The organism is Nocardioides sp. cx-173, assembly GCF_021117365.1.
Classification (GTDB): domain Bacteria; phylum Actinomycetota; class Actinomycetes; order Propionibacteriales; family Nocardioidaceae; genus Nocardioides.
Genome location: NZ_CP088262.1, coordinates 231,438 through 247,490, shown reverse-complemented (window position 1 = coordinate 247,490; position 16,053 = coordinate 231,438). Strand labels below are relative to the sequence as shown.

General features: G+C 73.9%; 15 protein-coding genes. 8 read left to right on the top strand and 7 right to left on the bottom strand.

What is annotated here, in order from left to right; translation table 11 throughout:
* Nucleotides 1-226: 226 nt before the first annotated feature.
* From LQ940_RS01160 to LQ940_RS01140, 5 genes are all read left to right on the top strand, one after another.
* Nucleotides 227-1,159, top strand: a complete 933-nt coding sequence (locus LQ940_RS01160; protein ID WP_231241004.1) for a hypothetical protein — start codon at nt 227-229, stop codon at nt 1,157-1,159.
* 66 nt (nt 1,160-1,225) lie between these two features.
* Entirely contained in the window at nt 1,226-2,137 is a 912-nt protein-coding gene (locus LQ940_RS01155) for an NAD-dependent epimerase/dehydratase family protein (RefSeq protein WP_231241005.1), read from the top strand.
* Between the two features lie 54 nt (nt 2,138-2,191).
* Entirely contained in the window at nt 2,192-2,710 is a 519-nt protein-coding gene (locus tag LQ940_RS01150) for a cupin domain-containing protein (protein ID WP_231241006.1), read from the top strand.
* A gap of 37 nt (nt 2,711-2,747) precedes the next feature.
* Nucleotides 2,748-3,359 carry a sulfite oxidase-like oxidoreductase gene (locus tag LQ940_RS01145; protein ID WP_231241007.1) on the top strand — a complete coding sequence of 204 codons (612 nt, stop codon included), beginning with the start codon at nt 2,748-2,750 and terminating at the stop codon, nt 3,357-3,359.
* The gene (locus tag LQ940_RS01140) at nt 3,356-4,075 is read left to right on the top strand and encodes an FAD-binding oxidoreductase (RefSeq protein ID WP_231241008.1); all 720 of its coding nucleotides are present in this window, start codon (nt 3,356-3,358) and stop codon (nt 4,073-4,075) included. The genes LQ940_RS01145 and LQ940_RS01140 overlap by 4 nt, the downstream gene beginning before the upstream one ends.
* A gap of 3 nt (nt 4,076-4,078) precedes the next feature.
* Here the strand turns inward: LQ940_RS01140 and LQ940_RS01135 are convergent, their stop codons facing one another.
* From LQ940_RS01135 to LQ940_RS01125, 3 genes are all read right to left on the bottom strand, one after another.
* Nucleotides 4,079-5,068: an alpha/beta hydrolase gene (locus LQ940_RS01135; RefSeq protein WP_231241009.1), complete on the bottom strand. Its 990-nt coding sequence runs from the start codon at nt 5,066-5,068 to the stop codon at nt 4,079-4,081.
* 32 nt (nt 5,069-5,100) lie between these two features.
* The gene (locus tag LQ940_RS01130; protein WP_231241010.1) at nt 5,101-5,592 is read right to left on the bottom strand and encodes a PGPGW domain-containing protein; all 492 of its coding nucleotides are present in this window, start codon (nt 5,590-5,592) and stop codon (nt 5,101-5,103) included.
* A gap of 66 nt (nt 5,593-5,658) precedes the next feature.
* Nucleotides 5,659-6,165, bottom strand: a complete 507-nt coding sequence (locus tag LQ940_RS01125) for a nuclear transport factor 2 family protein (protein WP_231241011.1) — start codon at nt 6,163-6,165, stop codon at nt 5,659-5,661.
* A gap of 177 nt (nt 6,166-6,342) precedes the next feature.
* On the opposite strand from LQ940_RS01125, the gene LQ940_RS01120 reads away from it, so the two are divergent.
* Nucleotides 6,343-7,245: a sulfite exporter TauE/SafE family protein gene (locus LQ940_RS01120; protein ID WP_231241012.1), complete on the top strand. Its 903-nt coding sequence runs from the start codon at nt 6,343-6,345 to the stop codon at nt 7,243-7,245.
* A gap of 91 nt (nt 7,246-7,336) precedes the next feature.
* Here LQ940_RS01120 and LQ940_RS01115 read toward each other — a convergent pair whose 3' ends face one another.
* Nucleotides 7,337-8,080, bottom strand: a complete 744-nt coding sequence (locus tag LQ940_RS01115; RefSeq protein WP_231241013.1) for a lytic murein transglycosylase — start codon at nt 8,078-8,080, stop codon at nt 7,337-7,339.
* Between the two features lie 72 nt (nt 8,081-8,152).
* Between LQ940_RS01115 and LQ940_RS01110 the strand changes: the two genes are divergently transcribed.
* Nucleotides 8,153-9,727, top strand: a complete 1,575-nt coding sequence (locus LQ940_RS01110; RefSeq protein ID WP_231241014.1) for an adenylate/guanylate cyclase domain-containing protein — start codon at nt 8,153-8,155, stop codon at nt 9,725-9,727.
* Nucleotides 9,728-9,739: 12 nt separating this feature from the next.
* On the opposite strand, the gene lysX is transcribed toward LQ940_RS01110, so the two are convergent.
* From lysX to LQ940_RS01095, 3 genes are read right to left on the bottom strand one after another with little or no spacing between them, the layout of a single operon-like run.
* Nucleotides 9,740-13,072: a bifunctional lysylphosphatidylglycerol synthetase/lysine--tRNA ligase LysX gene (gene lysX, locus LQ940_RS01105; RefSeq protein WP_231241015.1), complete on the bottom strand. Its 3,333-nt coding sequence runs from the start codon at nt 13,070-13,072 to the stop codon at nt 9,740-9,742.
* Entirely contained in the window at nt 13,069-13,767 is a 699-nt protein-coding gene (locus tag LQ940_RS01100; RefSeq protein ID WP_231241016.1) for a DUF998 domain-containing protein, read from the bottom strand. The genes lysX and LQ940_RS01100 overlap by 4 nt, the downstream gene beginning before the upstream one ends.
* Nucleotides 13,764-15,098 (bottom strand): LssY C-terminal domain-containing protein, encoded by a 1,335-nt coding sequence (locus LQ940_RS01095; RefSeq protein WP_231241017.1) that lies wholly within the window; start codon nt 15,096-15,098, stop codon nt 13,764-13,766. Before LQ940_RS01095 ends, LQ940_RS01100 begins: the two co-directional genes overlap by 4 nt.
* A 57-nt stretch (nt 15,099-15,155) precedes the next feature.
* On the opposite strand from LQ940_RS01095, the gene LQ940_RS01090 reads away from it, so the two are divergent.
* Nucleotides 15,156-16,049: a hypothetical protein gene (locus LQ940_RS01090; RefSeq protein ID WP_231241018.1), complete on the top strand. Its 894-nt coding sequence runs from the start codon at nt 15,156-15,158 to the stop codon at nt 16,047-16,049.
* Nucleotides 16,050-16,053 lie beyond the last annotated feature (4 nt).

Here is a 16,053-nt window from a genome sequence, read left to right as displayed (position 1 = left end):
GTCGGGCGGCGGGGTGGATGGATACCCGGCTGACCGGGTATCCCTGCGCTTGTCAGGGGTTGCAACACCTGACAAGCGACAGGAACACCCGACAAGTACGGCGCTCGGCGACCGCGACCGTCCCCGGATGACCCATCGGGGCCATGGCGCACGGCGCCCGCGGGTGGCAGCGTGATGAGACCCGAGGCCACCCTCAGGGCAGCGGGACCCGGCCCAGGAGAGCGCCATGCCCCGATCCCGCCTCACCCGACCCGTCCTCGCCATGCTGCTCGCCGTCGGTACGGCGCTCGCCGCGCCCGCCGCGCCGGCCCGCGCGGGGACGGCGAGCATCGCCGCGGCGGAGCACACCTTCCTGCTGGCCTATCCGACCCTGGCGCGCGAGGACTTCGAGGGCTCCAAGGTCGCCTCCGGGGTCAAGGACTGCGGCACCGACGTCCTCTCCTCGGCGACCACGGACGAGTGCTACGCGGCCGGGACGCTCACCCCCGGGGTGCGCTACCGCGTCGTCGACGGCGATGGCGCCAACTTCACCATGGCCCTCGGGGCGGCGGGCTACCAGAGCCTCTCCTCGACGGCCGTGCTGGCCAACGCCACCGACGACGAGCTGGTTCTCGACTTCACCAGCCCGGTGGACACCGTGGGGTTCCGGCTCGGCACCCTCGCGGGCGGGACCTGTGTCGTCACGGTGAGCTACGTCGACCTCAGTGCGGCGACGCAGCTGACCGTCGACTGCCCGGCGCTGAGCGCGATGCGGTTCGTGGGGATCACCGCGGACCGGCTCATCGACCACGTCCAGATCATGGCCAACGGATCCGCCGCCAACGAGGCGGTCGACGACGTCCGGTTCGGGCTCCGTGCGCCGCCCAACACGCTGCGCCTGGGCGCCGCCAGGGGCAACCGTGCCGCGGGTACCGCCGTGCTCCCGGCCACCGTCCCGGGCGTGGGTACGACGACCCTCGCCGGCCGCGGCGTCGCGCCGGTCTCCCTGGACTCCGCGAGAGCCCGCACGCTCTCGCTACCCGTCGTCGCCCGAGGCGCGGCTCGCCGCACCCTGCTGCGCAAGGGACGCGTCACCGTGCGGGTCACGGTCACCTACCGTCCCAACGGCGGCGCCGCCCGCTCCGTGACGACGTCGGTCACCCTGCGCAAGCGGCGCTGACCCGGCTCCTCCTAGCCACTGCGACGAGCGCGGCGGGGCCAGCCACCGCCCTGCCAAGGTGGGAGCATGACCACACCCAGCAGCGCGCCCGTCGTCGTCACTGGAGCCAACGGCCTGGTCGGGTCCCGCGTGGTCGCGGCCCTCGTCGAGCGCGGTGCCACCGTCCGGGCCGTCGTACGGCGCGCGAGTGCGGCGCCGGAGCGGGCCGGGGTGGAGGAGTGGGTCGGCGAGTTCGACGAGCCGGCCTTCGCGGCCTCGGTGGTCGAGGGCGCGGCCGCGGTCATCTCCACCGTGCACCCGATGGGCAGTGACCTCGAGACCCAGCGGCGGATCGGGGTCGAGGGGACCGCGACGCTCGCGCGGGCCGCCGCCGACGCCGGCGTCGAGCTCTTCGTGCACGTCTCGACCGCCGCCGTCTACGACCGCTCGCCCGGCGACTTCGTCGTCGACGAGTCCGCACCGCTGGTCCCGGACACCGCCGGGGCGTACCCGCTGACCAAGCGCGACGCGGACGCCGCCCTGGCCGGCATCGAGGGGATCACCCGGGTCGTCCTGCGGCCCCCGCAGGTCTTCGGCGCCGGGGAGACCTCGACCTGGAACACCAAGCGCCCGGCGGCGATCCGCAGCGATGAGCGGGCGCGCCGCACCGTGCCCGAGGCGACCCTGTCGTGGGTGCACGTCGACGACCTCGCCGCCTTCGCCGCCGACCTCGCCACGGGCGCGGTCGCCACGGCCGCCGACCCGGAGGCCGGGCCGGTCGCGGGCGGCTTCACGGCCGTCAACGTCGCCGCAGAGCCCGCGCAGCAGCGCGAGTACTACGAGACCGTCACCCGTGCCGTCGGCGTGGACCCGGTCTGGGACGACGCCCCGGCCTGGACCGGCCACATCGCCACCGAACGCGCCCGTGCCTGGGGCTGGCGGCCGACCGTCGCACTGGCCACCGCGCTCGCCGAGATCGAGGCGGGCCTGCGCGCCTGAGCGATCCGTGCGAAGCGCCACGACCGAGCGCCGTACGGCGCTAGGTTGCGACGCATGACCCTCACCAGGACCCTGCTCGTCCCCGCCGCCGCGGTCGCCCTCGTCGCCTCCGGGGTGGGCGTCGGCTGGAGCGCCTCCGCCGACCAGGCCAACCAGACCGGCGCAGCAGCCCGGGCCGCCGCCCCGGTCGTCGTCGTACGCGAGCTGCTCGCCGAGGACCGGGCACCGCGCGGCGCGGCCGACCGCACCCTGGGGCTCAACCGGGTCACCGTCATGCCGGGCGCCGAGCTCGCCAGCCACCACCACCCCGGCACCCAGATCTCCTACGTCGAGTCCGGGGTCCTGACCTACACGGTCGAGACCTCGTCGACCGCCGTGCGCACCGGTCCGTCCGACGACCCCCGGGTCGTACGGCAGGTCAGGGCCGGCCAGACCGCGCGCCTGCGCGCCGGCCAGTGGATCGTCGAGCAGCCGAACATGACCCACCACGCCGCCAACCGCGGCACGACCCCGGTCGTCCTCTACATCTCCACGCTGTTCCGCACCGGCACTCCCGCCGCCATCCCCGACTGATCCCACCGCGGCTGCCGGGACCTGGCAGTCTGGGCCCATGCCAGTGACACGCGGCTTCGGAGGCGGCAACCGGCGCGGGCGACCGGAGCGGCTGCCGCCCGGTCAGTACGACACCGGGCGCGACTGGCCGGTGCTCACCGCGGAGGCCCAGCCGGTGATCGCGGCCGCGGACTGGACGATCACCGTCGACGGCGCCGTGGAGCGCCCGCACACGTGGAGCTGGCGCGAGGCCCACGCGCTGCCCGGCTCGTCGTACTTCGGCGACATCCACTGCGTCACCACCTGGTCGATGCTCGACACCACCTTCACCGGCGCCAGTGTCGACACCCTGCTGGACATCACGGGCCCGACGCCGGAGGCGGGCTACGTCATGGCCCACTCCTCGACCGGCTACACCACCAACCTGCCGCTCGCCGACGTCACCGGCGGCAGGGCGTGGCTGGTCTGGGAGTACGACGGTCGCCCGCTGGCCGCCGAGCACGGCGGGCCGGTGCGGTTGCTCGTGCCGCACCTGTACTTCTGGAAGTCCGCCAAGTGGGTCGACCGGCTGGAGCTGATGACCCACGACCGGCCGGGCTTCTGGGAGCAGAACGGCTACCACGACCGGGGCGACCCGTGGCTGGAGCAGCGCTACCAGGGCGACCCGTGAGCACCGCTCCCCTGCCCACCGGCCCCGCGCCGGTGGGCCACTGGACGACGGGCGCGGTCGTCGAGCTCGAGCGGATCGGCGACCGGCTGGTCCGACTGCGCCTGGAGGTGGCGGACCGGATCGACCACCTCCCCGGCCAGCACTACGTGCTGCGGCTGCGGGCGCCCGACGGCTACACCGCGCAGCGCTCGTACTCGGTGGCGTCCGCGCCCGGCGACCCGCTCCTGGAGCTGATGGTCGAGTGCCTGCCCGGCGGCGAGGTCTCCGGGCACCTGCACGACGTGGCGGAGGTGGGCGACGTCTTCGAGCTGCGCGGCCCGATCGGCGGCTGGTTCACGTGGGCCGGCGAGGCGACCGCGTTGTGCGTCGTCGGCGGCACCGGCGTGGTGCCGGTCGTCGCGATGCTGCGCCATGCGCGGGCCCAGGGACTCGCCGACCGGCTCCGGGTGGTCGCCGTGGGGCGCACCCTGGCCGAACTCCCCTACGCCGCCGAGCTGCTGGAGGCGGGCGCGTTCGTCGCGCTGACCCGTGAGAACCTCGGCGACCGGGTGGCCGCCCCGCCGTACCCCGAGGAGGTCGCGCCCCTCGCCGAGGGCGTGGAGCGGGCCTACGTCTGCGGCTCGGTCGGCTTCGCGTCCTTCGCCACCCGGCTGCTCGGCGAGGTCGGGGTCCGCGCCGACACGATCCGGGTGGAGCAGTTCGGCGCTACCGGCTGAGGCTCACCGCGCCAGCGCCTCACGCTGGGAGGCGACGATCGCGGCCATGGCCGGCTTCGCCCCGCGGCTGAAGTACGGAAAGCCGAGGAAGCCGTGCGGCATCACGTGGAAGTCCTCCACCCGGGCGGGCACCCCGGCCGCCACGAGCGCCTCGGCGTAGCGGACTCCGGCGTCGTGCAGCGGGTCCAGCCCCGCGACCACCACGACGGCCGGGGGCAGTCCGGAGAGGTCCTCGGAGTGCAGCGGCGAGAGGCGCCAGTCGGAGGGGTCGTCGTCCTCGGTGAGGTAGAACCCGCGGAAGATCTCCAGGTCGGCGTTGCTCAGGACGATGCCGCGCGTGTTGGCGAGGTACGACTCGTGCTCGCGCAGCCCTTCGGTGAGGTCGGTCGCGGGGTAGATCAGGCTCTGGTGCAGGACCCGCGGCCCGCCCTCGTCTCGGGCCATGATCGCCACGACGGCGGCCAGGTTTCCGCCGGCACTGTCGCCCATGAGCCCGATCCGCTCGGGGTCGCCGCCCAGCTCGTCGGCGTGCGCGGCGGTCCACACCAGGGCGTCGTAGCAGTCCTCGACGGCGGCCGGGAAGCGGTGGGTGGGCGCGAGCCGGTAGTCGACGGACACCACGACGGCGTCCAGGTCGGCGGCGACGGTCGAGCAGATCCAGTCGCCCTGCCGCGAGCTGCCGAGCGCGAACCCGCCACCGTGGAAGTTCACCACCACCGGGCGGGGACCGCCGGGGGCGTCGGGGGTGTAGATCCGCAAGGGCACCTCGCCGTGCTCGGCCGGGAACGAGCTGGTGGCGATCGTGACCCCCGCCCGCGCGCGCCCGATGATCAGGCCGGCGAGGATCGCACCGAGGCCGGCGTCGGGGATGACCGCCGTCTGGGCACGCTCCAGCGCGCGCTGGTCCATGCGCTCGATCGAGAAGATCTTGTTGGCCTTCATCAGCCGGTCGATGGCACGCACGCCCGGCGGCAACCTGAGCCTGGTCGTCATACGACCATTGTCTCAGCGCCCTGGTAGCCGGGTCAGTCTTCGCTCCACCGGGCGTCGGCATCGGCTCGCTCCAGGTCCTCCTCGAGCCGGGCGACGGCGTCGGGGTCGCCGTGGAAGCGGCGGTAGCTGTAGACGATGAGCCCCATCGCGATGAACGCCGACGCGATCTGGGTGACCGCGGTGGCCAAGCCGCCCGGCAGCCACCAGGTGTCGCTCAGCGGCCACCACTCGGGGGAGGGCGGGCTCGCGATCCACAGCCCGCCGGCGGCGAGCAGGACCAGGACTCCGATGATCGAGATGACGATCCGCGGGAGGGTCTCCACGCTCTCCGCGGCGCCCTTGAGCGCGCGGAACTTGATCGGCGCGAGGCGCCGCTCGGCCCACTCGTACTGCTGGGAGAGGATCGCCAGACCACCGAAGACCATGAGCAGGCCGGGGCCCGGCAGCACCAGCGCGGCGATGCCGGCCACGACCAACACCCAGCCGACCGTCTCCAGCCCGATCCGCTTCGCCGCCGTTCTCATGCACTGAGCATCCCAGACGCGGCCAACGCGGCGTCCGGGATGCCCCGATCCGCGTCGTGCTCGGGATCAGCCGTACGTCGCGACGTACGAGCGGCCCTGCTCCGACAGGGTGCCGTGAGCCTCGGCGACCTCGGCCCAGCGCAGGGTCATCCGTAGGAAGCGCAGCGGGTTGTAGACGTCCTCCTCGCGGCAGAACAGGCCGTCGCCGGCGTAGGTCATGATCGTCAGGTTGGAGGCCTCGTGGTGCGAGCCGTCGCCCGGGTCGGGCATCAGGTTGCGCACCTCGCAGAGCAGACGCGAGGTCGCGACGTCGACGACCTGCCATGCCAGCGGGAAGGCGGTCATCACGCCGCCCGGGAACGACGTCATCGTGGCCACCGACCACGACCGGATCGCGTCGCGGCCGCGGAAGGTGCCGTAGGCGTGCTCGACGTACTCGGCGTCCTCGGTGAAGCTCAGCGCGAAGTCGCCCCAGTCGCCGGTGCGCGTGTGCTCCTGCACGCGGGCGTGCATGGCGGCGTACGCCTCGGTGATCTCGTCGGCGGTGAAGGTCCCCGTGCGCTTGGTGGTCACGCGCTCATCCAACCAAGGAACAAGAACAGGTTCTAGTCCCTGGCCTGCGGCCGGCACGCCGGGACTGGACGATCGAGTCGCGTCACTGCATAATCTCTAGTAATTCAGTCCATTACTGGATCACAGTCGACTACGTCGGGCCCGGTGCAGGGTCCGAACAGCCGGAAGGTGCACCGCATGCGCAAGCTCATCGTCCTCGGGTTCGTCGGACTCCTGGCCCAGCTCATCGACGGCTCGCTGGGGATGGCGTACGGCGTCACCTCCTCGACGCTGCTGCTCGCGGCGGGCCTCGCTCCGGCCTCCGCCTCCGCCGCCGTCCACTTCTCCGAGATCGGGACCTCCCTGGTCTCCGGCTTCTCCCACCACAAGCTCGGCAACGTCGACTGGCGCACCGTCTCGATCCTGGCCGTGCCCGGCTTCGTCGGCGCCTTCGCCGGCGCGACGCTCCTGTCCAACCTCGACGGCGACGCCGCGAAGCCGTGGGTCGCCGGGATCCTGCTCTGCCTGGGTCTCTACGTCATCTGGCGCTTCCTGGTCCTCGGCGGCCGACGGCCCACGTTCAAGAGCCGGCCGTCGGCCCGCATGCTGGCCCCCATGGGCCTGGTCGGCGGCGCGCTGGACGCCATCGGCGGCGGCGGCTGGGGCCCGGTCGGGACCACGACGCTGCTCTCTTCCGGCCGGCTCGAGCCGCGCAAGGTCGTCGGCTCCATCGACACCTCGGAGTTCGTGGTGGCCGTGGGCGGATCGCTGGGCTTCCTGTTCGCGCTGGCCTCCGAGGACATCCCCTGGTCCTACGCGCTGGCCCTGCTGGCCGGCGGCGTCATCGCCGCCCCGATCGCGGCCTGGCTGGTCAAGAAGCTCGCCGCCCGCGTCCTCGGCGTCGCGGCGGGCGGCCTGATCGTGCTCACCAACTCCAAGACCATCGTGGAGACGCTCGGCGCCGACACCACCACGGTCGTCCTCGTCGCCGCGACCATCGCGGTGCTCTGGGTCAGCGGCATCGTGTGGGCCGTCCGCCAGGAGCGCCTCGCCCGCGCCCTCGAGCGGGAGACGGCTGCGGCCGAGCGCGTCCCCGCCTGACACCGACCCGTCACCAACTGCACCGAATCCCCGCTGACCCGTCAGAAAGTTTGTGACGGGTCAGCGGGGATTTGCGTGAGTTGGTGACGGGTCAGCTGGTGCGGGAGGCGTAGGAGGTGGCCGCGGCGTAGACGGAGTCGACGTAGGCCTGGGCGTGGTTGTAGGAGAAGACGCCGCTGGCCCAGCCGGTGCCGGTGGTGAGGTCGGCGTCGTCGTGGCACAGGTAGCGGGCGGCGGCGTAGGCCGCGTCGTCGATGTCATTCGGATCGGTCCGACCGTCGCCGTCGCCGTCGGAGGCCCAGTCGTCCCAGGTCGACGGGATGAACTGCAGCGGCCCGACGGCGTGGTCCCAGTCGGGGTCGCCGTGCCACTGCGTCGACTCGGCGGTCGCCGGGATCGCGGCGAACCCGCCGTCACCGTCGAGCGCCGGACCGAGGATCTTGCGGGAGGAGGTGCCGTCCGCCCGCAGCCGCCGGCCCCCGATGGCGCCGTGCTGCGACTCGACCCAGCCGATGCCGGCCAGGGTCGTCCAGCCGAGCCCGCAGTCGGCATCGATGCGGACGGTGGCGCGCGCGTAGGCGAGGACGGCCGGCTCGGGGATCCCGGCACGGGCCGCCGTGGCGCTCACCCAGGCCGCATCGATCAGCGGCACCGTGCTCGCCGGAGCCGCTGGGGCCGTGGCCGGCGGCGGCGCCTCGTCGAGTACGGCGCCCGGGGTCAGGTCGAGCGGCTCGCGACCGGCGTACAGGGACTGCTGGACGGCGTACCCGCCGGCGCCCACGGTCCCCAGCGCCACCAGGAGGAGCAGGGCGCTGCGCAGTGGGTGGCCGGACATGACGCCGACCAGTATGCGTGGCCTTGCCGGGACCACGACATCCCGGCCCGCGGCGGCACTAGGCTCCGCCCCATGCCGCTGCGCCGCACCGACGCCCGCCGGCGCAACCCGTTCGGCTCGCGGCTCCTGGGAGCGGCCGACCAGTCCGCCCGGGCGCTGCGGATCCGGGTGCAGGTCCTGCTGACCGCCCTGCTGGTCACCACCAACCTCGTCGGCGCGGCGCTGGTCTTCGTGATCTCCTACTTCGTGGTCCCCGCCCCCGAGCCCACCCGCGCGACGGTGGTGTCGCTGGCGATCGCCGTGCCTGTCTACGTCGCGGCGGCGGTGCTGGTCGGCGCGGCGGTCGGTACGGCGACGACGCTGCGGGCCCTGCGGTGGGCCACCACCGACAGCACCCCCGACTACGAGGACCGCCGCAAGGCGCTGCGCGTGCCGCTGCGGCTGACGCTGATGCAGGCACTCATGTGGCTGGTGGCCACCGTGCTGTTCACCGGACTGTCCCTGCTCCTGCAGCCCAGCAGGGCGCTGAGCACCGGCCTGACCGTGGGCATCGCGGGGCTGGTGTCGTGCGGGGTGGCCTACCTGCTGACGGAGTTCACCCTGCGCCCCCTGGCCGCCCGGGCCCTCGCCGGCGCGTCGCTGAGCCGGCGCCGCCCTCGGGGCGCGGGGGTCGGGGGCCGGATGGTGCTCTTCTGGTGGCTCGGCACCGGCGCCCCGGTGGTGGGGCTGGTCGTCGCGGCCGTGGTCGCGCTCACCGACGACGCCACGTCGTTGACCCGCCTGGCGGTGACGGCGCTCGTGCTGGCCGGCGTCATCCTGGTCTTCGGGTTCTTCCTCACGGTGCTCAACGCGCGCTCGGTCGTCGCCCCGATCCTGTCCGTGCGCGACGCCCTGCTCGACGTCGAGCGCGGCGACCTCGACCGCGAGGTGCCGGTCTACGACGGCACCGAGCTCGGGCTGCTGCAGGCCGGCTTCAACGAGATGGTCCACGGACTGCGCGAGCGCGAGCACCTGCGCGACATGTTCGGCCGACACGTCGGTCGCGAGGTCGCGGACGCCGCAGCGAACGGCGAGGTCGAGCTGGGCGGCGAGACCCGGGTGGTGACCGTGGTCTTCGTCGACCTGGTCGGCTCCACGACGTACGCCACCGAACACTCGCCCGCCGAGGTCGTGCAGGTGCTCAACCGCTTCTTCGGCGTCGTCGTGGACGAGGTCGACCGCCACGGCGGGCTCGTCAACAAGTTCATCGGCGACGCGGTGCTCGCGATCTTCGGCGCGCCGGTCGAGCTGGACGACCACGCCGGCGCCGCACTGGCCTCGGCGCGCGCGATGGCGGCCCGGCTGGCGGCCGAGGTGCCGGAGATCGGGGCCGGGATCGGCGTCGCGACGGGGGAGGTCGTCGCCGGCAACGTCGGACACCGCGAGCGGTTCGAGTACACCGTCATCGGCGACGCGGTGAACTCCGCCGCCCGCCTGACCGACCTCGCCAAGGGCGTCGACGGACGGCTGCTCGCCACCTGGGCCACCGTCGAGGCGGCGGGCGAGGAGGCCGCCCAGGAGGGGGCGCAGTGGAGCCGCCAGGGCAGCGCGCTGCTGCGCGGGCGACCCCAAGAGACGGAGCTGGCGGTGCCCTGCCCGCGCTCCTGAGCCCGATCCGGCTCAGCGCTGCGGCCGGACCAGCGGGAAGAGGATGGTGTCGCGGATGCTGAGCCCGGTGAGGTTCATGACCAGCCGGTCGATGCCCAGGCCCATGCCCCCGGTCGGCGGCATGCCGTACTCCAGGGCCTGGAGGAAGTCCTCGTCCACCTGCATCGCCTCGGCGTCACCGGCGGCCGCCAGCAGGGACTGGGCGACCAGCCGCTCGCGCTGGTCCACGGGGTCGATCAGCTCCGAGTACGCCGTCCCCTGCTCGGCGCCGAACATGACCAGGTCCCACTTCTCGGTGAGCCGGGGCTGGCGCCGGTGCGGGCGGGTCAGCGGCGCGTTCTCCTTGGGGAAGTCGGTGTAGAAGACCGGCGTGGTGGTCCGGCTCTCGCACAGCTCGCCGTAGATCTCCTCGAGCACGAAGCCCCACGACGGGTCGAGGTCCAGCTCGAGGCCGATCTTCTCGGCGTAGGCGAGCAGCGTGGGCAGCGGGGTCTCGGTGCTGATCTCCTCGCCCAGCGCCTCCGAGACCGCCTGGCAGATGGTCTTCACCGGCCACTGCCCCGACAGGTCGAACTCGACGACCCGGCCCTCGGCGTCCGCCCGGCGGGCGACCGGCGCGCCGTGGACCGCGATGGCCGCCTCCTGGATGAGCTCCTGTGTCAGCACCCGCATGGTGTCGTAGTCGCCGTAGGTCTCGTAGACCTCCAGCGAGGTGAACTCCGGGTTGTGCTTGAAGTCGGCGCCCTCGTTGCGGAACTGCCGCCCCACCTCGAAGACCTTCTCCATCCCGCCGACCAGCAGCCGCTTGAGGTGCAGCTCGGTCGCGATCCGCAGGTAGAGGTCCATGTCGTAGGCGTTGATGTGGGTCTCGAAGGGCCGGGCGTTGGCGCCCCCGTGCACGGTCTGCAGGACCGGGGTCTCGACCTCGGTGAAGCCGCGCGCCTGCAGCGAGTCCCGCACGCTGCGGACGGCCGCCGCGCGCTGGTAGGCGATCGCGCGCGACTCGGGACGCACGATCAGGTCGACGTAGCGCATCCGGACCCGGGCCTCGGGGTCGGTGAGGCCCCGGTGCTTGTCGGGCAGCGGGCGCAGCGCCTTGCTGGCGAGCAGCACCGACTCGGCCCGCACTGAGAGCTCCCCCTTCTCGGTCGTGATGACCCGCCCGGTGACGCTCACGTGGTCGCCAAGGTCGATCGAGTGCCGCCAGAAGTCCAGGTCGGAGGCCGACACGTGTGTGGCGTCCACCATCACCTGCAGGTCCCCGCTGCCGTCGCGCAACGTGGCGAAGCCCAGTCGGCCCAGGTCCCGCTTGAGCAGGACCCGGCCGACCACGCTGACCGTGGCCGGGGTCTCGGTGCCGGGCGGGAGGTCGGGGGCCACCAGGGCACGCACCTCGGCCAGCGTGTGGGTCCGGGGCGCGGTGACGGGGTACGGGTCGATCCCACGAGCGCGGATCCGGTCCAGCTTGGCGCGACGGACCCGCATCTGGTCTGGCAGGTGGTCGGGAGAGATCGCTTCGGCGACGACGTCGGGCGCGGGCGGGATGAGCGCCAGCACCGCCGCGGCGTGGTCGGGGCCGCCGGTCTCCAACCCTTCCTCGGCCTTGGCCTTGCGGCGCAGCAGCGCGATCGAGGGCGCGGTGAGGAAGCCCTCGGCGTTGCCGGCCGCCATGCCGACCCGGGGCAGGTCGGAGGTGAACTCGAAGCCCAGGTAGCGCGGCTGCCAGCGCGGGAGGTACTTGGCGTTCGAGCGGTAGAGCGACTCCAGCTGCCAGGTCCGGCTGGCCACCAGCAGGCCCTGGCGCCAGAGCCGGGCGACCGGGCCGGCGCCGATCTCGGCCCCACGCTCGAACGCCTCGCGGAACATCGCGAAGTTCAGCGAGACCGGCCCGATCCCGAACGTCGCCGCCTGGTCGGCCAGGCTGGCGATCATCAGCTCCACCAGCCCGTTGTCGGACGTCGGGTCGCGGCGCATCAGGTCCAGCGAGAGTCCGGTGCGGCCCCAGGGGACGAAGCTCAGGAAGCCGCGCAGGCCCCCCTCGGCGTCGTACGCCGCCACCAGCATGCAGGCCCCGTCCAGCGGGTCCGCGAGCCGGCCGAGCGCCATCGAGAAGCCGCGCTCGTCGCCGCCGTCCCCCCGCCACGACTCGGCGGCGGTGTCCAGGGCGGCGAAGTCGGCCTCGGTCAGCGTCGCGTGGCGCGCCACGCGGGTGGTGTAGCCGCGGCGGTGGAGGCGGGAGACGGACTGGCGCACCGACTTCATCCCCGGCCCGTTGAGCGAGAAGTCGGCCATGTCGACGATCGCCTCGTCGCCGAGGTCGAGCAGCGAGAGGCCGGCGTCGGCGTAGGCCACCGCGCCTTCGTGGCCGGCCCCCATGACCGCCAGCGACCAGCCGTTCGCCCGGGCCTGCTCGCGCCACCGGCCGATCGCGTCGGGCCAGTGCGCCGGGTCGCCGACCGGGTTGCCGCTGGCCAGGCTCACCGAGCCGACCGTGCGGTAGGAGACGCCCGCCCGCGCGGTGGCGGGCTCGCCGGTGTCCCACACCACCGCCTTGTCGCGCCTGGTCGCGAAGTAGCCGAGCGAGTCGTGGTCCCCGAAGTCACGCAGCAGTGCCCGCACCCGCGCCTCGTCGGCGACCGAGAGGGTGCGGGTGTCACGAGAGGGCCGGAACAGGACCAGCGCGGCACCGAGCACCACGACGGCGCCGAGCACCCCGATGACCAGCCGGACCCACCACGGCGCGGCGACCGACGGCTCGGGACTGATCCGGCCGAGGTCGAACAGGATCGCGTCGAGGACGTAGTCGAGCGAAGCCGAGTAGCTCGTGGAGCTGCCGAAGGCGCCGACGAGGCCGCCCCCCACCAGCAGGGTCGCCACCCCACCGAGGACGAACAGCACGAGCGCCGTCCAGACGCTGCCCGGCGCGCGGCGGGCCACGAACTGGTGCCGCACGCGCACCGCCAGGACCATCACCGCGGCGACGAGCACCAGCCCGACGGCCGAGAGCGCCACGTCCTTCCCCTCGACGATCGAGAGCACGCGACCGACCTGAGGCAGGCCCAGCCACCACAGCAGCACCACCCACCACGCCGCGAGCAGCCGGCGGCGCAGCGCGACGCCGGTGACCAGGAGCAGCGCGGCGTACACCAGGCTCGGGACGACCGGGATCGTCAGCAGAGAGAGCGGGTCGGTCGAGCGCTCGAAGTAGCGGTGCCACGGCGGCACCACCGAGACGACGGCGACCAGCGTGCCGAAGAGGAACATCGTGCCCGCGAAGCGGTCCGGCCACCGGTCGTCGGTGGGCAGGTGCAGGCGCGGGCGCCGCTCGGTGCTCGGGTCGCTCATGTGCGTCGTCCTGTCACGAGGTGGGAGACAGCCGGCACGGCCTCATGGGGCGCCTCTCGTGGGACGGCCCTTGCTGCGAGGACGCCGAGGCAGCACAGCCAGGCGCTCACCGTGACGATGTCGAGCCGCTGGCTGACACCCGCCACGAGGCGCAGGTCCGCGGAGGGGCGCGCGCGGAGGTACGCCGCGCTGGTGCCCGCCCCCACCCACGCGACCCGGCGGGCCGCGCGGTGGAGCCACCGGGGGCCGCGGCGGCGCGTGCTCGCCCAGGTCGCCACCACGCCGGTGTAGAGCGCCGCATCGGCGGCGATGCTGGCGCGGTCGTGCAGGTCGCTGCGGGGTCGCCGGTCGACCTTCTCGTGGCCTTCACCCGGCCCGCACGGGGTGGGCACGACGGCCGCCACCGTGGCTGCCAGCGCGAAGAGGGCGGTGGCGGCGGTGACGACCTCACGCCCCGGGCCGGGCGGCAGTGCGGCGCGCACCGAGGGCAGCAGCGGCAGCACCAGCGCCGCGCTGGCGACCTCGCCGCCGCGGTAGACCCAGGCGAGCGGCTCGCCCGGAGCCGCCAGCTCGCTCACCGCGTGGGACAGGCTCTCGGGGCCTCGGCGTACCCAGTCGAGCACGAAGTTCGAGTAGAGCAGGCCGGCGCCGACGCCCAGGGCGGCCGGCCGCAGCGGCCTGGGTCGGGGCGTCATCGCCGCACCTCCGGCCGGGTCTCGCCGGGCGAGGGCGCCGGCGCCGGATTCGTCTCCAACGGGGCCGCGCCCGAGGCCGCGCCGTACGCCCGGCCCGTCGCGTACTCGCGTGCCTGCTGGCTCGAGAGCGCCATCAGCACCAGGATGCTGCCGCCAGCCGTGAGGAGCTGGCCGATTCCCACCGGCGGCGTGTGGCCCACGACGGAGCCGACCATGGAGACCACGGCGGTCACCGAGCAGCCCGCGGTCAGCAGCAGCCGCGCCCAGTTGTGCCCCGCCAGCACGGTCAGTGCCAGCGTCGCCTCGCACACGGCGAGCGCGATGACCGCCACCACGAGCGGGGTCACGCGCTCCTGCACGGCGTACAGCGTCGCGCCCACGCCGTACGTCGTCGCGCGGGCGAGCGCGATCCCGCCGCCGACGAGCACCGTCTCGGGGGCGCTCCTCACCCGCGCCAGGAGCGTCGCCGCGGCGGTCTGCGCCGGAGTGCTGGTCGCCACGGCGGCGCCGGGGCCGGGAGACGTGGCGCGCAGGTCCAGGATCGGCAGGTCGCCGTCGGTGCGGATCCGGTCGCCGCCGCCGTTGCGGTGGTGGTAGCCGGAGGAGAACTTCTCGATCACGCCGACGCGCACCCCGGGCACCGCCGCGCACACCCGGGCGACGACGAAGTCGCGCTCGACGTCGGTGTCCTCCTCGATGCGATGGGTGAACTGGAGGGTGAACAGCGACAGGCCCACGCGCCGGTCGAAGGTCGCCGCGCCCAGCCAGTCGGCCCGGAAGCCCCCCGGCAGCAGCCACCCGTCCGGGCACCGCCAGAACCTGATGTGGTGGCGCCGCGTGGGGCTGCCCGCGACCTCCTGCTCGTAGGCGAAGTCCTGCTTGCGGTCGAAGAGGTGCAGCGGGCTCACCGGGGCGCCGACGTAGCTGCGCCCCCGAAGCACGCCGCGGACGATGCCCCAGGCGCTGCGCACGTCGAGCTCGTCGGCCAGCGTCCAGCCGGCGCGCATCATCGCGCCGTGGACCTGGGCGGCGTCCCCCAGGAAGCCGAGGTTCACCGGGTCACCCAGCAGCCCGTCGCTGGTGCGGGTGCGCCCGACGAAGTAGCCGGGCAGGTAGATCGAGGTGAGGATCCGGTGCAGGCGCGGCAGGACCAGGTAGCTGAGGAACAGCCAGAAGACGACCAGCAGCAGCGTCGGCCAGCCGGGACGGACCCCGTCGCGCAGCAGCACGAAGGCGAACCAGAGCCCCGTCACGCACGAGAGCGCGTAGAACCAGCCGTCGAGCAGAGCGCTCCACGAGAGAACTCGGTCGTGCCGGCTGGTGCTCGGCATCACACCAGTGTGCCCGACGCGCACGAGGACCCCTCCGCGCACGTCTAGCCTGGGTGGATGCTTCTCGGGTTGCTGGCGGCAGCGGGGGCGGCGCTGTGCTACGGCGTCAGCTCCCTGCTCGAGGCGGTCGCGGCCCGCCGGGCCGACCGGGTGCAGGGCCTCGACCCGCGGCTCCTGACCCGCCTGCTCCGCTCCGGGACCTACCTCGGCGGCGTCGGCCTCGACGGCCTGGGGTTCCTCCTAAGCCTGGTCGCGGTCCGCAGCCTGCCGCTCTTCGTGGTGCAGTCGGTGGTGGCCAGCTTCCTGGCCGTCACGGCCGTCCTGGGCGCCCTCTTCCTGCGGATGCCGCTGAGCCGCTCCGACCGGATCGGGATCGCCGTGGTGGTCGGCGGCCTGGTGCTGGTCGGGCTCTCCGCCACCGAGGACCGCAGCGTCGATGTCAGCGACGCCGAGCAGTGGGGCGTCCTCGGGGCGGCCGTGCTCCTGGCCGTGGCGGCCATCCCGCTGGCCCGGCTCCCCGGGGCGTCCGGGGCCCGGGCGCTGGGCACCGTCGCGGGGCTCGCGTTCGGGGCGACGGCGGTCGCCTCGCGGATGCTGCCGGGCGACCTCTCGCCCCAGCACCTGCTCGACGAGGTCGGCCCGCTGCTGAGGAGTCCGGCCACCTACGCCCTCGCCGTCGCCGGGGTGGTCGCGCTGCTCACCTACTCCATCGCCCTCCAGCGCGGCAGCGTCACCCAGGCCACCGCCCCCCTGGTCGTCGGCGAGACCGTGGCGCCGGCCCTGGTGGGGCTGCTGCTGCTCGGCGACCAGCCGCGGCCCGGGTGGGGGCTCGTCGCCGGCGCCGGGTTCGTCCTCGCGGTCGCCGGCGCGGTCGCGCTCGCCCGCCACGGCGAGGTCGCCCCTCCCGAGGAGGGGCACCCCGAGGACGCGACGCGGAGTGGGAATTACTAGGACG